We start from the raw sequence: 21,258 nt of genomic DNA on the forward strand, positions 1-21,258 counted from the left end.
TCGCGAGAATCTGTCATGTCCGAATTCAAACAGCTCAGCCGCTCGGTGAAGGGCCTCACCGTTCTCGTCACCGGTGCCGCCAGCGGCATGGGCCGCGCCACCGCGCGCGTGTTCGCCGATGAAGGCGCCTATGTCGCGGTCACCGACCTGACCGAAGATGGCACGCAGGCGGTGGCGAAGGAGATCGCCGCAAGCGGCGGCTCGGCCAAGGCCTGGACGCTCGACGTCAGTGATCGTGACGCGATTACAAAGGTCGTCAACGATGTCGCCGCGCATTTCGGCGGGCTCGACATCATCGTCAACAATGCCGGCATCTCGGTGCGCGTGGCGATCGACGATCCCGGGTACGAGGACGCCTGGGCGAAGGGCATCGCGGTGATGTTGACGGCGCATCCGCGCATCATTCGCGCCGCACTGCCATACCTGCGCAAGTCGCGATCGCCGCGCATCGTCAACATCGCCTCGACCGAGGCGCTCGGCGCGACCGGGATGCACAGCCCCTACTCCGCGGCAAAGGGCGGCGTCACCAGCCTGACCCGCTCGCTCGCGGTGGAACTGGGACGCGAAGGCATCACCGTAAACTGCATCTGCCCGGGCCCGATCCGCACCGCCATCACCGACCGCATCTCCGAGGAGCACAAGACGATCTACGCCAAGCGCCGCACCGCGCTCGGCCGTTACGGCGATCCGGAAGAGGTCGCGCACATGACGCTGAGCCTGTGCCTGCCCGCCGCATCTTTCCTGACCGGCGCGGTGATTCCCGTCGACGGCGGGTTGATGGCGCGGAATGCCTGATCCGCGTCTGGTCGCGAAGCGTTGACAGCGCGCGCGCCGGGAGTAGCCTTCTCGTCAAACGAAGCGGGACAACCGCCCGCGGGATACGGGGAGAAACGCCAATGACGGTCCTGATCCGGCAGCTTCACAAGCATTTCGTCGGCGAGGTCTCCGGCGTCGATCTGCGCAAGCCGCTGACGAAGCAGGAAGCGATCGACATCGAGGCCGGCATGGACAAATACGCCGTGCTCGTCTTCCACGGCCAGGACATATCAGACGAACAGCAGATGGCGTTCGCGCTGAACTTCGGCGAGCGCGAGAACGCGCGCGGCGGCACGGTGACGAAGAAGGAAGACTACCGCCTCTCCTCCGGGCTCAACGATGTCTCCAATCTCGGCAAGGACGGCAAGCCGCTGCCGAAGGATCACCGCACCCACCTGTTCAATCTCGGCAACTGCCTGTGGCACTCTGACAGCTCGTTCCGGCCGATCCCGGCGAAATTCTCGCTGCTGTCGGCGCGCATCGTCAACCCGAAGGGCGGCAACACCGAGTTCGCCGACATGCGCGCCGCCTATGACGCGCTCGACGACGAGACCAAGACCGAGATCGACGACATGATCTGCGAGCACTCGCTGATGTATTCGCGCGGCTCGCTCGGCTTCCTCGACTACACCGACGAGGAGAAGGAGATGTTCAAGCCGGTGCTGCAGCGCCTGGTGCGCACCCACCCGGTGCACGGCCGCAAGTCGCTGTATCTGTCCTCGCATGCCGGCGCCATCAGGGGCATGAGCATGCCGGAGGCGCGGCTGCTGCTGCGCGATCTCACCGAGCACGCCACACAGCCGGAATTCGTCTATGTGCACAAATGGACGGTGCATGACCTCGTGATGTGGGACAACCGCCAGACCGTGCACCGCGTGCGCCGCTACGACCAGTCGCAGCCCCGCGACATGCGCCGCGCCACGGTCGCCGGCACCCAGCCGACGGTGGCGCAGGAGGCGGCGGAGTAGCGGGCGCCGCCATCGTAGCCAAAATCACTGCCGTCGTCCCGGGCAGGCGTCAGCGCGACCCGGGACCCATAACCACAGGGCGCCGTTGTTGCGTGACGCTGCGGCCCCAGCGCAGCGTCACAACTGCATGTTGGGGTTATGGGTCCCTGCTTTCGCAGGGACGACACCGAGATGGAGGCGCGGTTGTAGGCAATCCCACAGCCGTCGTCCCGGGCAAGCGAAGCGCGACCCGGGACCCATAACCACAGGGCGCCGTTGTGGCGCGATGCTGTGGCCCCAGCGCGGCGTCGTCACAACGTCCTGTGGTCATGGGTCCCTGCTTTCGCAGGGACGACACCGTGAACGTGGAGAGATCGTGGCTACGCTTGCGCAGCCTACGCGTGGCCCGCGTCGTTCGACAGCATGCCGGCCTCGATGCCGATCTTGCGCAGGGCGCGCGCGTATTTCTCGTCGACATCGGTGCCGAAGATCAGCTCCGGATCGGCGTCGCAATGCAGCCAGCCATTGTGCTGGATCTCGTTCTCGAGCTGGCCCGGCGCCCAGCCGGCATAGCCGAGCGCGAGGATCGCGTGCTTGGGACCGGAGCCCTTGGCAATCGCCTTGAGGATGTCGACGGTCGCGGTCAGCGAGACGCCGTCGTCGATGTTCAGCGTCGCATCCTGAATGTAGAAGTCGCTGGAATGCAGCACGAAGCCGCGGCCGGTGTCGACCGGGCCGCCCTTCATCACCTTCATCATCTCGGCATTTTCGGGCAGCGTGATCTGATCCGACTTCTCGATGATGTCGAGCTGCACCAGCAGCCCCGGGAAATCGATGCTGCCGGCCGGGCGGTTGACGATGATCCCCATCGCCCCCTCGGACGAATGCGCGCACATGTAGATCACGGAGCGTTCGAAGCGCGGGTCGTTCATCACAGGCATCGCGATCAGCATCTGGCCATCGAGATAGCCATCTTCGGTGGCATGGGGACCGACGGCCGGGCTTCTGCCGGCGGCGGTCTTGCGAGTCTTGCCTGTTTTGCCTTCAGGGCGCATCCGCAAAGGCCTCTCCTGCTGATTTGGCATCCTGATATTGGGTCGCCGTTCTGTCAATCAACCTTCGGCCGCAGTGCGGCGATGCATCACAAGCAATTCAATGGTTTGCAACGAAAGTTGCAGGTAAAGACGTCTCATGATCGTCACAGTTCCCATGCGTGCCGCATTTGCCGTTGCCGCCTTGCTTTCCGTCGCTTCCGTGGCAACGGAGGTTCGCGCCGACGACGCCTCGCCGTGGCAGCAGGACACGCATTCGGCCGTCAGGCTGCTGGCGGGATCGCGCAGCGGCGTGGTGCTGCTCGGCGGCATCGCCTTCCAGTTGCAGGACGGCTGGAAAACCTACTGGCGCACGCCAGGCGATTCCGGCGTGCCGCCGCGGTTCGATTTCTCCAGGTCGGACAATGTCGATGCGGTCACCGTGATGTGGCCGGCGCCGCGCCAGTTCGACGACGGCGCCGGGGGCACCTCGCTCGGCTACAAGCACCAGGTGGTGCTGCCGCTGCGCATCGTGGCGAAGAATCCCGACAAGCCGCTGGTGCTGCGCGCCGACATCAACTACGCCGTGTGCGAGAAACTGTGCGTGCCGGTGGAGGCGAAGGCCGAGCTCGCATTCGCCAGCGTCGCCTCGACCGAGGACGCCGCGCTGTCCGAAGCGCTCAACGCGGTGCCGAAGCCCGCCAGTATTGGCGACGCCACCCCGTTCACGATCCGCGACGTCAAGCGCGACGGCAACAACGTGCTGGTCGATGTCGCGGCGCCCGAAACCAAGGACCTCAGCCTGTTCGTCGAGGGGCCGACACCCGACTGGGCGCTCCCCGTGCCCAAGCTCGTCGAGCACGCGCCGCCGGGCGTGAAGCGCTTCTCGTTCGAGCTCGACGGCTTGCCGCCGGGTGCCAAAGCGGACGGCGCCGCGCTGAAGCTGACGCTGGTCGGCGGCGACAAAAGCTACGAATTCAATATCAATTTGAACTGACGCCGAGCGTCGTTCCAATAGCGTCGTCCCGGGCCCCATACTCCGCGGCTGCCGTGTGAAGCACGCTGGGGTTCAAGGTGCGCGCACCAATTGTTCCCTGTGGTTATGGGTCCCGGCTTTCGCCGGGACGACGCCTGGGGTGAGAGCATCCGTCACCCAACCCAATCTTAACGTTTCGTTGATAGATCGGGGGCCATTGCCGGCTTGCGGCGCTTTAGGAATTTTCCGCCTTGGCTGTGATGGAGACACAATCCGCAACCTCCGCGCCATCGGGGCTGGCCGCACGCCTGCGCGGCCTCGCCGCGCGCCTGCTCGGCGGCACCAAGGAAGCGTCGGTCACCAAGCGCCTCGCCGGCATGATCTTCGTCATCCGCGTCATCAGCGCCGCCATCGCCTATCTCGCGCAGATCCTGCTGGCGCGCTGGATGAGCGGCTCGGACTACGGCATCTATGTCTATGTCTGGACCTGGGTGCTGCTGCTCGGCAGCACGATGGATTTCGGCATCGCGCCGTCCTCCCAGAAGATCATCCCGGAATATCGCGCGCGCGGCGACCTCGCCGCGCTGCGCGGCTTCCTGACCGGCGGCCGCTGGGTGGTGCTTGCCGCGTCGAGCACGGTGGCGCTGCTGCTCGCCGGCGTGATCCACCTCGCCTCGCCCTGGATCGACCCCAATGCGGTGGTGCCGCTCTATATCGGCTGCCTGACATTGCCGCCCTTCGTGGTCGCCAACACCCAGGACGGCGTCTCGCGCGCGCATGACTGGATGCAGCTCGGCCTGATGCCGCAGTTCATCGTGCGGCAGGGATTGATCATCGCGCTGACCGCCGGCGCGCTGGCGCTCGGCCTCAATCTCGGCGCGACGGCCGCGATGATCGCGAGCGCCGCGGCCGTGTACATCGCGGCGATCGGCCAGATGATCGTGCTGAACCGCCGCCTCGCCGCCCATGTCGGCGAGGGCGAGAAGACCTACGACGTCAGGGGCTGGTTCGCGATCTCTCTGCCGATCATGCTGGTCGAGAGCTTCTATCTGCTGCTCGGCTACACCGACGTGCTGATGCTGCAGCAATTCCGCTCCTCCGAGGAGGTCGGCATCTATTTCGCCGTGGTGAAGACGCTGGCGCTGGTGTCGTTCGTCCACTACGCGATGTCGGCAACGACGGCGCATCGCTTCGCCGAATACAACGCGCTCGGCGACAAGGAGCGGCTGTCGGCCTATGTCGCACACGCCATCAGCTGGACGTTCTGGCCGTCGCTGCTCGCGACCATCGCCCTGCTCGCCTTCGGCAAGCCGCTGCTGTGGCTGTTCGGCCCGAAATTCGTCGACGGCTACAGCATCATGTTCGTCGCCGCGATCGGGCTCGTGGTGCGCTCGGCGATCGGGCCGGTGGAGCGGCTGTTGAACATGCTGGGACACCAGAGCATCTGCGCCACCGCCTATGCGGTGTCGTTCTTCATGAATGTCGGGCTCTGCATGACGCTGGTGCCGCGCTATGGCGGCATGGGCGCGGCGGCCTCGACCTCGCTGTCGCTGATCTTCGAGACCGTCCTGCTGTTCTACGTGGTGCGCTCGCGGCTCGGGTTGCACGTGCTGGCGTTCGGGAAACGGCGGTCGGCGCCGTAGCGCCGGCCAGCAAAGTTCAGTCGCATCTCCAAAAGCAAAAGCCGGCCCTGATTCAATCAGGGCCGGCTCATTGTTGCTGGCGGTCCAGCGATATATCCCGCCGGAAAACTACTCCGCGGTCCAGCCGCCGTCGATTGAGAGATTGGCGCCGGTGATTTGCGCGGCGTCGTCGCCGCACAGGAACAGCGCGAGTGCTGCGACCTGCTCCGAGGTGACGAACTCCTTGGTCGGCTGGGCGGCGAGCAGAACGTCCTTGATGACCTGCTCCTTGGTCATGTTGCGCGCCTTCATGGTCTCCGGAATCTGGTGCTCGACCAGCGGCGTCCAGACATAGCCCGGGCTGATGCAGTTGCAGGTGATCTTGAACTGCGCGAGCTCGAGCGCCGCGGTCTTGGTGAGGCCGGCAATGCCGTGCTTGGCCGAGACATAGGCCGACTTGAACGGCGATGCGACCAGCGAGTGCGCCGAGGCGGTGTTGATGATGCGGCCCCAGCCGCGCTTCTTCATGCCGGGCACCGCGGCGCGGATGCCGTAGAACGCCGACGACAGGTTGATTGCGATGATCGCTTCCCACTTCTCCGGCGGGAATTCCTCGATCGGCGAGACGAACTGGATGCCGGCATTGTTGACGAGGATGTCGACCGAACCGAAGGTCTTCTCACCGAGCGCGATCATGTCGGCGATCTCGGCCGGCTTGGTCATGTCGGCCGGCGAATAAGCCGCCTTGACCTTGAAGTCGGTCTCGATGCCGGAACGCTCCTTCTCGATGTCGGCCGGCACACCCATGCCGTTGAGCACGATATTGGCGCCGGCGCCGGCGAAGGCGCGCGCATAAGCCAATCCGATGCCGCTGGTCGAGCCGGTCACAACGGCGGTCTTGCCTGTCAACGTACCCATTGTTCTTCGCTCCTATTTGCTTGCAGGGGACTTCGTTTCAGGGGGCGTGGGTTCGTCCCCCGTGAGGTCGTAAGTCACCATGGTTTCGCCGGACTGTGGCCGTTCTAGCCATTCTTTGTGACGCATCGACAAATGCACGTCGCGGACGCCCGCGCCCCAGTGCTCGACCATCGCAACATGGGAGAAGTCGTAGTCCTTCGACGAGCTCTCGTAGTTCTTGCTCTTGTAGATCAGGTGAACCACCGTGACGGTGTTCTCCTTGGACGCCTTGCGCAGCAGTTCGACTGACGGATCGTTCTTCAAATAATCGGGCAGCTTGCTGATCAGGTCGCGCACCGCCATGCGCGCATTGTGAATCTGCCTGTTCTTGTCGGTGTTCATCCGCGTCCGGCTGGAAAAGCGGATGTCCTTTTCGCGCTCGGCGGCTTCCAGCAGCGTCTCCGGCACCGGCCCGCGCGCACTGAACAGGTCGACCTGGAAGATCAGGAGATCGCGGCTGGTCTCCTCATCGAGCACGAAGTCGAGCGGGGTGTTGGAGGCGATGCCGCCGTCCCAGTAATGCTCGCCTTCGATCACGACGGCGGGAAAGCCCGGCGGCAGGGCGCCCGAGGCCATGATGTGCTCGGGGCCGATCTTCTTGCCGAGCTTCTTGAACTCGTAATTGTCGAAATAGCGGAAATTGCCCGAGGTGACGCCGACCGCGCCGACCGACAGCCGCGTCTTCAGATCGTTGATGCGATCGAAGTCGACCAGGCGCTCCAGCGTCTTCTTCAGCGGCGCGGTGTCGTAGTAGCTCAGCGATTGCGAGCTGCCGGGCGGCCACAGCGGCGCCGGCGGAATCCGCGGCGTGAAGAAGCCCGGCACGCCGAAGGTCGCGATGATGGCGGCGCTGGTCTCGTTGAACAGCGAACGGGCGCGCTCATGCTTGGAGACCGGATTCCACGGCACCGGCGCCGACACCATCTCCCAGAATTCCTTGAGCCGTGGCACACGCTTGTCCGGCTCGTTGCCGGCGATGATCGCGGCATTGATGGCGCCGATCGAGATGCCGGCGATCCATTCCGGCTCGAAGCCTGCATGACAGAGCGCCTGAAAGGCGCCGGCCTGATAGGAGCCGAGCGCACCGCCGCCCTGAAGAACCAGCACACGCTGCCCTTGCGCCGGCGTCGAGCCGGGCGCGGAATCCGAGGTATCCATTCGTAACCGTTCGGTTCGAAATGACTTTAAGGGCGCACCGTGGCGGCTGTTCGCAGCCGCGTCAATCAACCAGATACGGAGGGGAGTTCACGCGGAATTTATCGAGATCAGGTTGCCGCCAAAATGAGCGTCCAGAACACCTTGTATTTGGTATTCGGAGCATAGACGGCCGCGATGCCCATTTTTGTGACACCGCTTTTGAGCATGTTGGCCTTGTGCGGCGGTGAATCACGCCAGCCCGAAAAGGCCTCCGCGAGCGTGTGATAGCCGGCCGAGATGTTCTCGACCGCCACGGTCGCCGGGTAGCCGCCGGCCTCCAGCCGCTTGCCGAGCGGGGCCTTCACGTCATGGTCCATCTTGTTGCGGGCGGCCATCGCCTGCGACTGCTGCTCGGCGAGCTTGGTCAGGTCGGGATCGACCACGACGGTGCCGAGACCATTGTTCTGGCGGTACTGCGAAAACATGATCGCGGCGGCCTGGCTGTCCAGCACGGCACCGGGCTGCGCCATGTTGAGATACATGGCCGGTTCTTCCGGGATTTTGGTGTCTGTGCCGCAGCCGGCAAGCACCAGAAGCCCGAACAGGGCGACCGTCGTCCGTTTCACTACTGAAAACCCCCAAGGTTGGCCCGCCGTTGTTGCATACCAACCGTGGCTGAATGGTGAACAGGGGCTAACTTTTGGCCATCAATAGCCACCGATGTCCGGGGGGGGGCCGCCCTTCCCCTTCCCCCTGAAAGGGGGAAGGTCGGGATGGGGGTCGGCCGCAGGCGACGCTGGATGTGGAGAGAGCAGATCCCCACCCGCTTTGCTCTGACGAGCAAAGCAACCTCCCCTTTTCAAGGGGAGGTTTGGATGGAGCGGCCCTACTCTTGGGCGGCAAAGATCCGGTAGCGGCGGGGCTGCAGCGAGACGATTTCGCCCGCCTGCAGCTCGCGGTCGCGGGGGGCGTCGATCTCGATCACGGTCTTGCCCTCGCTCCCCGCGAGAGCCACCTCGGCGCGCTGGATCGGACCGAACGAACGGACATGCCGGATGGCGCCCTCCAGCGCCCCGGTTCCCGCCGGGCCGACCGCCATGTCGTGGCGGCGGACGAACAGCTTTGCCGCGCCGGACGCCGCACCCAGCGCCGGAATGTTCAGGGGGCGGCCGTCGAGCCGGACGGCATCGCCCGCCACATCGACCGGCAGCACGATGGATTCACCGATGAAGCCGTGCACGAAGGCAGTCGCCGGATTGTCATAGACCTCGCCGGGCGACCCGATCTGCTCGATCTTGCCCTTGTCCATCACCACCACGCGGTTGGCGACTTCGAGCGCCTCCTCCTGGTCGTGGGTGACGAAGATCGAGGTGACGTGGATCTCGTTGTGCAGCGAGCGCAGCCATTGCCTGAGCTCCTTGCGCACCTTGGCATCGAGCGCGCCGAACGGCTCGTCGAGCAGCAGGATCCGCGGCTCGATCGCAAGCGCACGCGCCAGCGCAATGCGCTGACGCTGACCGCCGGACAACTGGCTCGGATAGCGATTGGCGAGCCAGTCGAGCTGCACCAGATCGAGCAGGTTCTTAACGCGGGCGCGGATCGTCGCCTCGTCCTTGCGGATCGCGCGCGGCTGCACGCGCAGGCCGAACGCGACGTTCTCGAACACCGTCATGTGGCGGAACAGCGCGTAGTGCTGGAACACGAAGCCGACCTGACGCTCGCTGGCGCCGCGCGAGAGCGCGTTCTCGCCGTCGATCGCGACCTCGCCCGAGTCAGGCCAATCGAGCCCTGCGATGATCCGCAGCAGCGTGGTCTTGCCGGAGCCGGACGGGCCGAGCAACGCCAAGAGCTCGCCGTCGGCGACCTTGAGATCGACATTGTCGAGCGCGGCAAAGCTGCCGAACTTCTTTACGATATTCTTGACTTCAATCGCCATCGGGCACCTCAGCCTCGTCGAGCCGCCGCTCGAGAACGGTTTTCGCCACCAGCGTGATCAACGCCAGCATCGCCAGCAGCGATGCGATCGCGAACGACGCGACGAACTGATATTCGTTGTAGAGAATTTCGACCAGGAGCGGCATCGTGTTGGTCTCGCCCCTGATGTGGCCGGAGACGACGGACACCGCGCCGAACTCGCCCATCGCGCGCGCGTTGCAGAGCAGGACGCCGTAGAGCAGGCCCCATTTGATGTTGGGCAGCGTGACGCGGAAGAAGGTCTGCAGGCCGGAGGCACCGAGCGAGACCGCCGCCTCCTCTTCCTGGGTGCCCTGCTCCTGCATCAACGGGATCAGCGCGCGCGCCACGAAAGGAAAGGTGACGAAGATCGTCGCCAGCGCGATGCCGGGCACCGCGAACAGGATGTGGACGTTGTGGGCCTGCAGCCATGTTCCGAAATAGCCCTGCGCCCCGAACAGCAGCACGAAGACAAGGCCTGAGATCACGGGCGAGACCGAGAACGGCAGGTCGATCAGCGTGATCAGGAAGGTCTTGCCGGTGAATTCGAATTTCGAGATCGCCCAGGCCGCGACCACGCCGAACACGAGGTTGAGCGTGACCGAGATCGCCGCGATCAGCAGCGTCAGCTTGATCGCGGCGAGCGCCTCAGGCTCGGCCAGCGCCGCGAAATAGGCGACGATGCCTTTCGAGAAGGCCGACGCGAACACGACGACCAGCGGCAGCACGACGAAGATGCTGAGGAAGGCGATCGCCAGCGCGATGATGATGAGACGGATCGGACCCGGCTCGGTGCGCGGGTTGCGCCGCGCCGCGACCGGCTCCGCCCGCGTGATCTCGAGCCGCGGCGCTGGGGCCGCAACGCTGACATCGGTCGCGGGCGCGTAGGTCCGCAGCTGCGTGGTCGAGGTCGCCAATCCCGTCTGCATCGACATCTCGAACCTCAATGCACGGGAATGCGGGCTTGCGCCCAGCGCTGCAGCCGGTTGATCAGGAAGATGATCAGGAACGAGGCCACCAGCATCACGACCGCGATCGCGGTGGCATCGGCATAGCGGTATTCGGACAGCCGGATCACGATCAACAGCGGCGCGATCTCGGAGACGTTGGGCAGATTGCCGGCGATGAAGATCACCGAGCCGTATTCACCGATGGCGCGGGCAAAGGCGAGCGCAAAGCCGGTGAGCAGCGCCGGAATCAAACTCGGCAGGATGACGCGAAACACGGTGTGCCAGCGATTGGCACCGAGGCTCGCGGCCGCCTCCTCGATCTCGGGATCGAGATCGATCAGCACCGGCTGCACCGTGCGGACCACGAAAGGAATGCCGATGAAAATCATCGCGATGAAGATGCCGATCGGCGTGAACGCGACCTTGATGCCGAGCTCGGCGAGCGGCGCGCCGAGCCAGCCCTTCTGGGCGAACAGCTGCGTCAGCGCCACACCCGCGACCGCGGTCGGCAAGGCAAACGGAATATCGACGATGGCGTCGAACAGCCGCCGGCCCGGAAAGCGGTAGCGCACCAGCGCCCAGACGATGATGGTGCCCATCACCAGATTGACGCAGGCGGCCGCAAACGAAAGCCCGAACGAAATCTTCAGGGCGTTCAGGGTGCGGCGGCTGGTGACGATGCCCCAGAACTGATCGAGGCTGAGCTCGAACGTCTTGAGGAACAGCGCCGCCAGCGGAATCAGGATGATAACGGAGAGCCATGTCAGGGTCAGTCCCATGGTGAGACCGAACCCCGGCAGGCTACTGCGCCTTGCAACCGCTGTGCTCACATATCCCCCTGATATCTCGATCAGTTCTTGTAGATCTGATCGAAGATGCCACCCTCGGCGAAGTGCTCCTTCTGCGCCTTGGTCCAACCACCGAAAACGTCGTCGATGGTGAAAAGTTCAACCTTGGCGAAGGATTTTTCGTACTCCTTGGCGATCTCGGGATCGCGCGGCCGGTAGGAGTTGCGCGCGGCGATCTCCTGGCCTTCCTTGGTATACCAGTATTTCAGATAGGCTTCGGCGACGGCGCGGGTGCCCTTCTTGTCGGCGACGGCATCGACGACGGCGACCGGCGGCTCGGCCAGAATCGATTGCGCCGGGGCCACGATCTCGAACTTGTCCGGCCCGAATTCACGCAGCGCCAGAAACGCCTCGTTCTCCCACGCCAGCAGCACGTCGCCGACACCGCGCTCGACGAAGGTCACGGTCGAACCGCGCGCACCGGTGTCGAGCACCGGCACGTTCTGATAGAGATCGGCGACGAATTTCTTCGCCTTGTCGGCCGAGCCGAACTTCTTCTGGGCATAGCCCCAGGCGGCGAGGTAGTTCCAGCGCGCGCCGCCCGAGGTCTTCGGGTTCGGCGTGATCACGGCGACACCGGGCTTGATCAAATCGTCCCAATCCTTGATGCCCTTGGGATTGCCCTTGCGGACCAGGAACACGATGGTCGAGGTGTAGGGCGAGGCGTTGAGCGGCAGCCGCTTCTGCCAGTCCGCTGCGAGGAGGCCCTTGCCCGCGATCGCATCGATGTCATAGGCCAGCGCCAGGGTGACGATATCGGCCTGCAATCCGTCGATCACCGAGCGCGCCTGCGAGCCGGAGCCACCATGCGACTGCTTGATCTCGACGCTCTTGCCGGTCTCCTTTTGATAGGCCGCGGCGAACGCCTTGTTGAAATCCACATAGAGCTCGCGGGTCGGATCGTAGGACACGTTGAGCAGCGAATAGTCGGCCGCGAAGGCCGAGCTCGCCCACAACAATCCCGCGACCAGCGGCAGCATACGACGGATCATTTCTGGTCTCCATTCAACCTGAGAATGTCAGGGAACACGCAAGACATAACTCACGGTGAAGTGGCCCTGAGTCAACGAAACCGGTTTTCTTTGTTTCCAGCGGCGCAGCGCGCTTGTGCTACGAACCCGCCGCACTGCGAAGGCTTTGTCACGTCGCCAATCGCGATGGAGCGTCATCGCGACTAGCGTAGTGCCCTACGACATCTTCGTTGTGTGGATGCCGCATTCCGTCTTCGCCCGGCCACGCCAGCGGCCGTCGCGTGCATCCTCGCCGGCTGCAGCCCGGCTCGAGCAAGGCATACACCCGACCGACTGATATCCCGATGCGACAAGTGGATGCGGCGGCAGCTTGCCGAGCGTGTAGATCGCCTCGATCTCCTCGCGCGAGACGTTGGCGAACGGATTGAATTTCAGCCTGACGCCGTCGTCCTCGACGACCGGGATGTCGGCGCGGGCACCGCCCTGGAAACGCTTGCGGCCGTTGATCCAGCCGGCGAACGGCTTCAGTGCGCGCGCCAAAGGCTCCACCTTGCGGATGCGGCAGCAGGCGTCGGGATCGGTAAACCACAATTCGCGGTCCGGGTCCTGGCGCGACAGCGCCTGCTCATCGGGCTTGATCGAGCGCACATCGGTGAGGCCGAGCGTCTTGATCAGCGTATCACGATAGGCCAGCGTCTCCTCGAACAGCCAGCCGGTGTCGAGGAAGACCACCGGGATCGACGGATCGACGTCAGCCATCACCTTGAGCAGCGCGGCGGACTCGGTGCCGAACGACGACACCAGCGCCAGCCTCTCGCGGCCGACCGTCTGCAATGCGGCCGCGATCACCTCGGCGGGCGACGCTTTGCGCAGCGCGCGATCGAGCGTATCGGCCGCGGGCAATGCGACTGATGCCACTGCAAGCTCTGGTGCAAGCGTGCTCACTGGCCGGCGCTCTCCGAGTGACGCAGCTGCATGCGGCGGTTGAGTGCGGTGACGCGGCCGTCGCCGGTCGGCTGGTAGAACACCGAATAGCGCTTCATGGTCTGGGCGAACGCGTCGGCGTCGGCATCCTTCTTCACCTCGAAGGCGTCGAAGCCAGCGCGCGTCATGAACACGAACTGGTCGCGCAGGATCTGCCCGGTGGCGCGCAGCTCGCCGTCATAGCCGTAGCGCTCGCGCAGCAGGCGGGCCTGGCTGTAGGCACGGCCGTCACGGAACGTCGGGAACACCAGCGCGACCGAGGCCAGCCGATCGAGATGCGGCACGAGTTCGTCGAGGTTGCGGTTGTTCGGCCAGATCACCCCCAGCTTGCCGGGGCGGCGCAGCAGCGCCTCCGGATCGGCGAGAAAGCGCTCGGCTGTCACCAGCACCGCGCCGTCGCCCGGCAGCTCGGCGCCGTCGGCGACATGCACGAACAGATCGGTGGTCAGTCTTCCCTGCTTAACGAGTGGCATAGACGCGCTCCCTGAAAGGCTCGACGCCCAGACGCTTCACCGTATCGACGAACAATTCCTCGGGACGGTCGCGCAGCGCGAGATAGGCTTCGACAATGTCTTCGATCACGTCGGCGACTTCCGCATAGGGAACGGCCGGGCCGATCAGGGTGCCCATCTGCGCGTTCTCGTCGGCGCGGCCGCCGATCGTGATCTGGTAGAACTCCTCACCGTTCTTCTCGACGCCGAGAATGCCGATGTGGCCGACATGGTGATGGCCGCAGGCATTGATGCAGCCAGAGATGTTGATGTGCAGCCGGCCGATCAGGTCGGCGGTGTCGTGGTTGGCGAAACGCCGCGTCAGCTCCTGCGCGATCGGGATCGAGCGCGCATTGGCCAGCGAGCAGTAATCCAGCCCCGGGCAGGCGATGATGTCGGTCACCAAATTGACGTTCGGCGTCGCGAGGCCGAGCCGATCGAGCGCCTTGAACAGCGCCGGAAGGTCGCGCTTGGCGACATGCGGCAGCGCCAGGTTCTGCTCGTGGCCGACGCGGATTTCGCCGAACGAATATTTGTCGGCGAGGTCGGCGACCGCGTCCATCTGCTCGGCGGTGGCATCGCCGGGCGGGCCACCGACCGGCTTCAGCGACAGCGTCACGATCGAATAGCCCTGCACCTTGTGTGCCGACACCGAGTTCTTGCGCCAGCGCTCGAACAGCTTGTCATGCGCGGCCTGCTTCAGCTCGTCCGGCATGTGCGGCAGCTTTTCGTAGGCCGGATAGGAGAAGCGCGAGCGTACCTCCTCGATGGCGGTGTGATCGAGCGTCAGCCCGACATCGCCCATCGCCTTCCACTCCTCGTCGACTTCCTTGGCGAACTTCTCGATGCCGAGCTCGTGCACCAGGATCTTGATACGCGCCTTGTAGATGTTGTCGCGACGGCCGTACTGGTTGTAGACGCGCAGGATCGCCTCGATGTAGCTGAGGATATCGCGGCCGGGGACGAACGGCTTGATGGTCTTGGCGATGAACGGGGTGCGGCCGAGGCCGCCGCCGACCAGCACCTCGAAGCCGGTCTCGCCGTCGGCGTTCTTGTGCAGGCGCAGCCCGATGTCGTGGATCTTGATCGCGGCGCGATCGTGCTCGGCGGCAGTGATCGCGATCTTGAACTTGCGCGGCAGGAACGAGAATTCCGGATGCAGCGTGGTGTGCTGGCGGATCAGCTCCGACCAGATGCGCGGATCCTCGATCTCACCGGGCGCAACACCGGCCCATTGGTCCGAGGTGACGTTACGCATGTTGTTGCCGGAGGTCTGCATCGCATGGATGCCGACCTCGGCGAGATCGGCCAGCGCGTCGGGCAGCTCTGCGAGCTTGATCCAGTTGAACTGGATGTTCTGCCGCGTGGTGAAGTGGCCATAGCCGCGGTCGTAGCGGCGCGCGACATGGGCGAGCCGGCGCAGCTGCTTCGACGACAGCGTGCCGTAGGGGATCGCGACGCGGAACATGTAGGCGTGCAGCTGCAGGTACACGCCGTTCTGCAGACGCAGGATCTTGAATTCGTCCTCGGTGAGCTCGCCGGAGAGGCGGCGCTTCACCTGATCGCGGAATTCCGAAACACGCTCGTTGATCAGCGTGCGGTCGAGTTCGTCATAAGCATACATGTTCGATGAGCCTTACGCCGGGGCGCCTTACGCGGGGACCTGGAGATCGATGGTGACGCCCTTGGCGCGGATATGTTCGCGGAGATTGCCCGGCTTGACCTTGCCGCCGTCCTTGAGCTCGACCGGCGCGATATAAGGCCCGACCGCACCGACATCGTCGGCGGTGGCTTCGGCCAGCAGCGCGCGGGCATCGTCGGAGGTGCTGACGACGGCGGAATCGGAAAGTTCGGTGGACCAGCCCTGTTTGGCGGTTCGGTACACGACGGCGCCATCCCAGGTGCGGTTGGCGGTCACCACCGAGGGGCCGGTGATCCTGATTTTCTTCTGTTCGAGCGGAGAGGTCATTCGGCAGCTTTCAGCAGTTCGGAGAACATTTGGTTGGAGAACAATTGGGTGACGTTGGATCGGCTCCACGGTGCGGAATGCGCGACCACGTCGCCGATGATGAGAATGGCCGGACCGCCATCGACCTGTTTGACCAGCTCGGGCAGCCGCGCCAGCGTGCCGACCGCGGCCTTGGCGTCCGGCCGCGTCACCCGCGCGAACACGCCGACCGGTGTCTCCGGCGAGCGGCCCGCGGCTAGCATACCTTCGCGGATCGCGGGCGCCGCGGTCATGCCCATGTAGATGACGACGGTCATCCTGGTGTCGGTCAGCACCGACCAGTCGACGACTTCGGCATCGCGCGCCTTGTGCGCGGTGAGGAAGGTGATGCGCAGCGCCTCGTGCCGGAAGGTCAGCGGCACCTCGAATTGCGCGGCCGCGCCAAGACCGGCGGAGATGCCAGGAATAATGGAGTAGGCGACGCCGGCGTCGCGCAGCGCCTCGATTTCCTCGCCGCCGCGGCCGAACACAAAGGGATCGCCGCCCTTCAGCCGCACCGCGCGCTGGCCGGACTGCGCGGCCTCGATCATCAGGCGGTTGATGGCGTCCTGGCCGATGCCGGGCTTGCCGATGCGGCGGCCGACCGGAATCCGCGTGGCATCGCGCCGGATGCGGTCGAGAATTTCAGGTGACACCAATTCGTCATAGAACACGACGTCGGCGTCCTGCAGTGCGCGCAGCGCCTTCACGGTGAGCAGATCCGGATCGCCCGGACCCGCGCCGACCAGTGTCACATGACCAACAGCCTTGCCTTCCGTATCAGCGCCGGCGAACGCGGCGGGATCGCCGATCGCGTTCAGCGCGTGCTCGGCTTCGTCGTTGCGGCCGGCCAGCACCAGCGCGCCGATCGGGCCGTCGACGATGCGCTCCCAGAAGCGGCGGCGCAGCGGAAATTCTTCAATCCGCGCATGCATCGGTTTGCGGAAGCGGCCGATGAAACCGGCGAGATCGCCGATCCGCGCCGGCAGCACCGCCTCGATCTTCTCGCGGATGCGACGCGCCACGACCGGCGACGTGCCGCCGGTTCCGACCGCGACCACGACGTCGCCGCGATCGACGATCGCAGGCATGATGAAGGTGGAGTGCACGAGGTCGTCCATCACGTTGACCGGCAGGCCAATCGCCTTGGCGCGCACCGACATCGCAACACCGACCTCGCCTGCACCGGCACAGAGAATGGCGATGACGTCGGAGAGATCGGCCGCGAGCGCATCGCCCTCGGCGCGCTCGATGCGGGCGGCGTCCTCCGCCGCGATGCCGGCGAGCTCATGATCGCCATCGGTCGCGTACCAGCGAACTGCGGCGCCGGCAGCTGCGAGCAGCCGCAACTTGGCGCGCACGAGCTCGCCCGCTCCAACGAGCAGCACCTTGCCGCTTTGCAGATCCAGAAACACCGGCAGATATCGCATCAGACACTCGCTTCCCCAATTTGGGGGTTGACTGAAATTATTTTCTATTTATCTCTCGATCAAGCCCAGCAAAGAGAAAATTATTTCTTCTCTATTGCAGCGCAACTTTAGAATTTTCAACTCCACAGGCCAAGGCCAAGAGATGCATCTTCTCGACAACGAATCCGCCGCTGCCGGAACGCGGTCCGCAGCCCTTCGCAGTGCATCTTCCGTGCCGGGGATTCCTGCCAATCAGCCCCCGCCGTCCATGGATCATCTCGATGAGCTGGAAGCCCAGAGCATCTATATTTTGCGCGAGGCGTTCGCCCGGCTGAAAAAGCTCGCGCTGCTGTGGTCGCTCGGCAAAGACTCCAATGTGATGATCTGGCTGGCGCGCAAGGCGTTCTTCGGCCGGGTCCCGTTCCCGGCGCTGCATGTCGACACCGGCAAGAAGTTTCCGGAGATGTATGCGTTCCGCGACCGCTTCGGCAAGGAATGGGATCTCGATCTGCGCGTCGAGCCCTGCCCGCCGATCGACAGCGTCGACCCGACCCTGCCGCCGGCCGCGCGCTCCGCCGCACGCAAGACCGAGGGCCTGAAGCTCGCGCTCAATAAATTCGGCTTTGACGGATTGATCGCCGGCATCCGCCGCGACGAAGAGGCGACGCGCGCCAAGGAGCGCGTGTTCTCGCCGCGCGGCGTCGAAGGCGAATGGGACGTGCGCGACCAGCCGCCGGAGTTCTGGGATCACTTCAACGCCTCGCCGCCGCAAGGCGCGCATTTGCGCATCCATCCGATCCTGCATTGGACCGAAGCCGACATCTGGGCCTACACCAAGCGCGAAGGCATTCCGATCATCCCGCTCTATCTCGCCAAGGACGGCAAGCGCTATCGCTCGCTGGGGGATCAGGACATCACCAACCCGGTGGCTTCGACCGCATCCAGCATCGATGAAATCCTGGATGAACTCGAGAACACCAAGATCCCGGAGCGCGCCGGCCGCGCACTCGATCACGAAACCGAGGATGCGTTCGAGCGACTGCGTGTCGCCGGCTATCTCTGATCCCAGTTTGGCGTGAGTGCTCTGATGAACATGATTCTTCCCACCGCCTCGATCTCGGCGACCCCCAACGGCACCACACGTCCCCAGGTGCGCATCGTCATCGTCGGCCATGTCGACCACGGCAAGTCCACCCTGGTGGGCCGCCTGCTGCATGAGACCGGCAGCCTGCCGGACGGCAAGCTGGAGATGCTGAAGGCGGTCAGCGCGCGGCGCGGCATGCCGTTCGAATGGTCGTTCCTGCTCGACGCGCTGCAGACCGAGCGCGACCAGGGCATCACCATCGACACCACCCAGATCCGCTTCCGCACCCGCTCGCGCGATGTCGTGCTGATCGACGCGCCCGGCCACGCCGAATTTCTCCGCAACATGATCACCGGCGCCTCGCAGGCCGACGGCGCGGTGCTGATCATCGACGCGCTCGAAGGCGTCCGCTCGCAGACGCGGCGGCACGGCTATCTCCTCCATCTGCTCGGCGTGAAGCAGGTCGCGGTCGTCGTCAACAAGATGGACCGGGTCGATTTCAGTGCCGATCGCTTCAAGGAGATCAGCGACGAGATTTCCGCGCATCTGATCGGTCTCGGCGTGACGCCGACCGCTGTGGTCCCGATCTCCGCGCGCGACGGCGACGGCGTTGCCGAACACACGCCGCGGATCGGATGGTACAAGGGACCGACCGTGGTCGCGGCGCTCGATGCGCTCGAGCCGGCACCGCCGCTGGCGGAGCTGCCGCTGCGGCTGCCGGTGCAGGCGATCTACAAGTTCGACGACCGCCGCATCGTGGCGGGCCGCATCGAGTCCGGCAGCCTGAAGTCCGGCGACGAGATCGTCATCATGCCCACGGGCAAGATCGCGAAGATCAAGACGGTCGAGAGCTGGCCGGTGACGCCGGTCAACGGTCTGCAGGGCGCCGGGCGCTCGGTCGGCATCACGCTCGACCGCGAGCTGTTCCTCGAGCGCGGCGACATCATCGGACATAGCGGGCAGAGCCCGCGCGACACCCGCCGCATCCGCGCGCGGATATTCTGGCTGCACGACAAGCCGCTGACCACAGGCGAGCAGATCCTGATCCGGCTCGGCACCAAGGAAAGCCGCGCCACCGTGGTCGCCATCGAAAAGGCGATCGATCCCGGCGCGCTGTCCAACGAAGAGAACACCGCGATCGCGCGCAACCATGTCGGCGAGATCGACATCTCGCTGGCGCAGCCGGTTGCGACCGATCCCTACACCGACAATCCGCGCACCGGCCGCCTCGTGATCGAGGTCAACGGGCGCATCGCCGGCGGCGGCCTCGTGCTGTCGGTCGATGCCGGCCGGCCCGCGGTGCCGATCGACATCGTGCCGGTGGAATCCGCGCTGCGGCCGGACGAGCGCTCTGCGCGCTACCATCACAATGGCGCGGTGATCTGGCTGACCGGCCTGCCCGGCTCCGGCAAGTCAACGCTGGCGCGCGCGCTGGAGCGGCGGCTGTTCAGCAATGGCGGCTCGCCGATCCTGCTCGACGGCGACACCTTCCGCGCCGGGCTGAACAGCGACCTCGGCTTCTCGCCGCAGGATCGCACTGAGAACATTCGCCGCCTCGCCGAGGTCGCGACCCATCTGGCGCGCAACGGCCATATCGCAATCGTCGCCGCGGTCTCGCCGTCGACCGCCGACCGCGCGGCAGCCCGCCGCATCGCCGACAGCGCATTCCGCGAGGTCTATGTCGCCACACCTGCCGAGGTCTGCGAGACCCGCGATCCCAAAGGCCACTACGCCAAGGCGCGCTCGGGTGGATTGCCGTCCTTTACCGGCATCACCAATGACTACCAGCCGCCGACCGGCAACGAACTGACCATCGACACCTCGAACCGCTCGGTCAGCGATGCCACCGACGCGATCGAGCGGATGCTGGCCACGACCGGCATCCTGTTCGACGAACTGACCGACCTCGCGGCGAACATCTGAAGCTAAACTCGATCTGTCGTCGTCCGGCTCGACCGGACGACCCGGTATTCCAGAGACGTCGGTGCTTAAGCGGAGAGGCTGCGGCACACTGGATGCCCCGCTTGAAGCGGGGCATGACGGCGGTGTCAAAAACCGGTTCGGTTGAGGCCTATTCGGCGGCCGCGCGGCGGCTTCCAGCCGGTTGCCGCACCATCCCCGGCGATTGCCCCGTGATACGTTTGAACGCGCGGCTGAAGGCTGCCTGCGACGCATAGCCCAGCCGTTGGGCGATCAAATCGATCGGCTGGCGCTCATGCTCGATCCACTGTGTCGCGAGGCGCATGCGCAGCTCGGCAAGGTAGCGCAGCGGCGATTGCCCGGTCATTGACTGGAAGCGCTCGGCGAACAGCGACCGCGAGCAACCCGCCTCCGCCGCCAGTTCAGCAACGGTCCAGTTGCGGCCGGGAGCGCGATGCAGCGCGCCGATCGCGCGGCCGAGACGCGGATCGCGCAAGGCCTCGAACCAGCCCATGGCGTTGGCGCCGCCGCATTCGACCCAGCCGCGCACGATTGACGCGGCGAGAACATCGGCGAGCCGTGCCATCACGCCGACGGAACCGGCCCGCGGCGTGCAGGTCTCCCGCTCCATCGCCTTCAGCATCGGTTCGATTTCCGGCTGGCGCACAAGCAACGTGTCGGCCCGCATCACTTCCGGCATCAGGGCGATGAGCGGGCGCATGCCGCCGAGATCGAAATTCATGCAGGCGCTGAAGACCAGGACCGACTCGTCCTGCGGGCATCCGTCAGGGCAGGCCGATGTCACATCGACATTGCCGCACAGCGTCTCGGTCTCGAAACGCTCGACGTCGCAACTCGGCTCGTCCGGGGCCGAGACGAGGTCATGCGCGCCGCCGCGCGGCAGGAAGATTGCGTCACCGCACCCGAGGGGAAGCAGCGCCGCATCGGCGTAGCGCAGCAGCGCCGCGCCATGCGCGACGAAGTGGAATTGCGCGCGTCCATACGGCGTCTCGAAGCGAAAGCCGAACGGCGCCCGCGTCTCGACCCGACGGTAGTGAACGCCCTCAAGCCGCATGCCGAGCAACAATTCGCTCACCAGATCGACGGCGACATCGGTCGTATCGGCGGTAAACGATCTGGACGAGCGATCAAACATTCGGGTGTTTATGGCATAG

20 protein-coding genes are annotated in these 21,258 nt (G+C 65.1%); 6 read left to right on the forward strand and 14 right to left on the reverse strand.

The features are described from left to right. Positions 1–15: 15 nt before the first annotated feature. Both ACVIGB_RS27160 and ACVIGB_RS27165 read left to right on the forward strand, forming a co-directional pair. Complete coding sequence (locus ACVIGB_RS27160) at positions 16–795, forward strand: SDR family NAD(P)-dependent oxidoreductase (RefSeq protein WP_456720310.1); 780 nt, start codon at positions 16–18, stop codon at positions 793–795. A gap of 101 nt (positions 796–896) precedes the next feature. Further along, complete coding sequence (locus ACVIGB_RS27165) at positions 897–1,784, forward strand: TauD/TfdA dioxygenase family protein (protein ID WP_456720309.1); 888 nt, start codon at positions 897–899, stop codon at positions 1,782–1,784. 374 nt (positions 1,785–2,158) lie between these two features. On the opposite strand, the gene ACVIGB_RS27170 is transcribed toward ACVIGB_RS27165, so the two are convergent. Beyond that, positions 2,159–2,818, reverse strand: coding sequence for a YqgE/AlgH family protein (locus tag ACVIGB_RS27170; protein WP_456720308.1), 660 nt, complete (start codon positions 2,816–2,818; stop codon positions 2,159–2,161). Between the two features lie 136 nt (positions 2,819–2,954). On the opposite strand from ACVIGB_RS27170, the gene ACVIGB_RS27175 reads away from it, so the two are divergent. Both ACVIGB_RS27175 and ACVIGB_RS27180 read left to right on the forward strand, forming a co-directional pair. After that, a complete protein-coding gene (locus ACVIGB_RS27175; RefSeq protein WP_456720307.1) occupies positions 2,955–3,791 on the forward strand; it encodes a protein-disulfide reductase DsbD domain-containing protein in 837 nt (278 codons plus the stop codon). A gap of 230 nt (positions 3,792–4,021) precedes the next feature. Then, the gene (locus ACVIGB_RS27180) at positions 4,022–5,413 is read left to right on the forward strand and encodes an oligosaccharide flippase family protein (protein WP_456720306.1); all 1,392 of its coding nucleotides are present in this window, start codon (positions 4,022–4,024) and stop codon (positions 5,411–5,413) included. A 108-nt stretch (positions 5,414–5,521) separates the two neighbouring features. Here the strand turns inward: ACVIGB_RS27180 and ACVIGB_RS27185 are convergent, their stop codons facing one another. From ACVIGB_RS27185 to cysG, 12 genes are all read right to left on the reverse strand, one after another. Continuing rightward, complete coding sequence (locus tag ACVIGB_RS27185) at positions 5,522–6,310, reverse strand: 3-hydroxybutyrate dehydrogenase (RefSeq protein ID WP_092118875.1); 789 nt, start codon at positions 6,308–6,310, stop codon at positions 5,522–5,524. A gap of 12 nt (positions 6,311–6,322) precedes the next feature. Further along, complete coding sequence (locus ACVIGB_RS27190; RefSeq protein ID WP_092118878.1) at positions 6,323–7,507, reverse strand: DUF3734 domain-containing protein; 1,185 nt, start codon at positions 7,505–7,507, stop codon at positions 6,323–6,325. A gap of 107 nt (positions 7,508–7,614) precedes the next feature. After that, positions 7,615–8,112 (reverse strand): CAP domain-containing protein, encoded by a 498-nt coding sequence (locus ACVIGB_RS27195; RefSeq protein ID WP_244066267.1) that lies wholly within the window; start codon positions 8,110–8,112, stop codon positions 7,615–7,617. Positions 8,113–8,372: 260 nt separating this feature from the next. Further along, complete coding sequence (locus tag ACVIGB_RS27200) at positions 8,373–9,422, reverse strand: sulfate/molybdate ABC transporter ATP-binding protein (protein WP_456720305.1); 1,050 nt, start codon at positions 9,420–9,422, stop codon at positions 8,373–8,375. After that, on the reverse strand, positions 9,412–10,374 hold the full coding sequence (gene cysW / locus ACVIGB_RS27205; protein WP_092118884.1) for a sulfate ABC transporter permease subunit CysW: 963 nt from the start codon (positions 10,372–10,374) through the stop codon (positions 9,412–9,414). Before cysW ends, ACVIGB_RS27200 begins: the two co-directional genes overlap by 11 nt. A gap of 8 nt (positions 10,375–10,382) precedes the next feature. Continuing rightward, positions 10,383–11,189, reverse strand: coding sequence for a sulfate ABC transporter permease subunit CysT (gene cysT / locus ACVIGB_RS27210; RefSeq protein ID WP_456725068.1), 807 nt, complete (start codon positions 11,187–11,189; stop codon positions 10,383–10,385). 50 nt (positions 11,190–11,239) lie between these two features. Further along, the gene (locus ACVIGB_RS27215) at positions 11,240–12,229 is read right to left on the reverse strand and encodes a sulfate ABC transporter substrate-binding protein (RefSeq protein WP_171947846.1); all 990 of its coding nucleotides are present in this window, start codon (positions 12,227–12,229) and stop codon (positions 11,240–11,242) included. 195 nt (positions 12,230–12,424) lie between these two features. Continuing rightward, a complete protein-coding gene (locus ACVIGB_RS27220; protein WP_456720304.1) occupies positions 12,425–13,153 on the reverse strand; it encodes a phosphoadenylyl-sulfate reductase in 729 nt (242 codons plus the stop codon). Beyond that, positions 13,150–13,665: a DUF934 domain-containing protein gene (locus ACVIGB_RS27225; RefSeq protein ID WP_229172086.1), complete on the reverse strand. Its 516-nt coding sequence runs from the start codon at positions 13,663–13,665 to the stop codon at positions 13,150–13,152. The genes ACVIGB_RS27220 and ACVIGB_RS27225 overlap by 4 nt, the downstream gene beginning before the upstream one ends. Then, a complete protein-coding gene (locus tag ACVIGB_RS27230; RefSeq protein ID WP_456720303.1) occupies positions 13,652–15,307 on the reverse strand; it encodes a nitrite/sulfite reductase in 1,656 nt (551 codons plus the stop codon). Before ACVIGB_RS27230 ends, ACVIGB_RS27225 begins: the two co-directional genes overlap by 14 nt. A gap of 27 nt (positions 15,308–15,334) precedes the next feature. After that, complete coding sequence (locus ACVIGB_RS27235; RefSeq protein WP_176528914.1) at positions 15,335–15,652, reverse strand: DUF2849 domain-containing protein; 318 nt, start codon at positions 15,650–15,652, stop codon at positions 15,335–15,337. Beyond that, positions 15,649–17,100 carry a siroheme synthase CysG gene (cysG, locus tag ACVIGB_RS27240; protein WP_456720302.1) on the reverse strand — a complete coding sequence of 484 codons (1,452 nt, stop codon included), beginning with the start codon at positions 17,098–17,100 and terminating at the stop codon, positions 15,649–15,651. The genes ACVIGB_RS27235 and cysG overlap by 4 nt, the downstream gene beginning before the upstream one ends. Before the next feature lie 247 nt (positions 17,101–17,347). Here cysG and cysD point away from each other — a divergent pair, with 247 nt between their 5' ends. Next, positions 17,348–18,142 carry a sulfate adenylyltransferase subunit CysD gene (cysD, locus tag ACVIGB_RS27245; protein WP_456720301.1) on the forward strand — a complete coding sequence of 265 codons (795 nt, stop codon included), beginning with the start codon at positions 17,348–17,350 and terminating at the stop codon, positions 18,140–18,142. Between the two features lie 24 nt (positions 18,143–18,166). Next, on the forward strand, positions 18,167–20,086 hold the full coding sequence (gene cysC / locus ACVIGB_RS27250) for an adenylyl-sulfate kinase (RefSeq protein WP_456720300.1): 1,920 nt from the start codon (positions 18,167–18,169) through the stop codon (positions 20,084–20,086). 148 nt (positions 20,087–20,234) lie between these two features. Here the strand turns inward: cysC and ACVIGB_RS27255 are convergent, their stop codons facing one another. Then, entirely contained in the window at positions 20,235–21,239 is a 1,005-nt protein-coding gene (locus ACVIGB_RS27255; RefSeq protein ID WP_456720299.1) for an AraC family transcriptional regulator, read from the reverse strand. Positions 21,240–21,258 lie beyond the last annotated feature (19 nt).

The sequence above is a fragment of the Bradyrhizobium sp. USDA 4341 genome, from assembly GCF_054063755.1.

Bases quoted from the DNA above. Each gene is read 5' to 3' on its own strand.
- ACVIGB_RS27160 (WP_456720310.1), top strand. From the start codon at position 16: ATGTCCGAATTCAAACAGCTCAGCCGCTCGGTGAAGGGCCTCACCGTT.
- ACVIGB_RS27165 (WP_456720309.1), top strand. From the start codon at position 897: ATGACGGTCCTGATCCGGCAGCTTCACAAGCATTTCGTCGGCGAGGTC.
- ACVIGB_RS27170 (WP_456720308.1), bottom strand. From the start codon at position 2,818: ATGCGCCCTGAAGGCAAAACAGGCAAGACTCGCAAGACCGCCGCCGGC.
- ACVIGB_RS27175 (WP_456720307.1), top strand. From the start codon at position 2,955: ATGATCGTCACAGTTCCCATGCGTGCCGCATTTGCCGTTGCCGCCTTG.
- ACVIGB_RS27185 (WP_092118875.1), bottom strand. From the start codon at position 6,310: ATGGGTACGTTGACAGGCAAGACCGCCGTTGTGACCGGCTCGACCAGC.
- ACVIGB_RS27190 (WP_092118878.1), bottom strand. From the start codon at position 7,507: ATGGATACCTCGGATTCCGCGCCCGGCTCGACGCCGGCGCAAGGGCAG.
- ACVIGB_RS27200 (WP_456720305.1), bottom strand. From the start codon at position 9,422: ATGGCGATTGAAGTCAAGAATATCGTAAAGAAGTTCGGCAGCTTTGCC.
- cysW (WP_092118884.1), bottom strand. From the start codon at position 10,374: ATGTCGATGCAGACGGGATTGGCGACCTCGACCACGCAGCTGCGGACC.
- ACVIGB_RS27215 (WP_171947846.1), bottom strand. From the start codon at position 12,229: ATGATCCGTCGTATGCTGCCGCTGGTCGCGGGATTGTTGTGGGCGAGC.
- ACVIGB_RS27225 (WP_229172086.1), bottom strand. From the start codon at position 13,665: ATGCCACTCGTTAAGCAGGGAAGACTGACCACCGATCTGTTCGTGCAT.
- ACVIGB_RS27230 (WP_456720303.1), bottom strand. From the start codon at position 15,307: ATGTATGCTTATGACGAACTCGACCGCACGCTGATCAACGAGCGTGTT.
- ACVIGB_RS27235 (WP_176528914.1), bottom strand. From the start codon at position 15,652: ATGACCTCTCCGCTCGAACAGAAGAAAATCAGGATCACCGGCCCCTCG.
- cysG (WP_456720302.1), bottom strand. From the start codon at position 17,100: ATGCGATATCTGCCGGTGTTTCTGGATCTGCAAAGCGGCAAGGTGCTG.
- cysD (WP_456720301.1), top strand. From the start codon at position 17,348: ATGGATCATCTCGATGAGCTGGAAGCCCAGAGCATCTATATTTTGCGC.
- cysC (WP_456720300.1), top strand. From the start codon at position 18,167: ATGAACATGATTCTTCCCACCGCCTCGATCTCGGCGACCCCCAACGGC.
- ACVIGB_RS27255 (WP_456720299.1), bottom strand. From the start codon at position 21,239: ATGTTTGATCGCTCGTCCAGATCGTTTACCGCCGATACGACCGATGTC.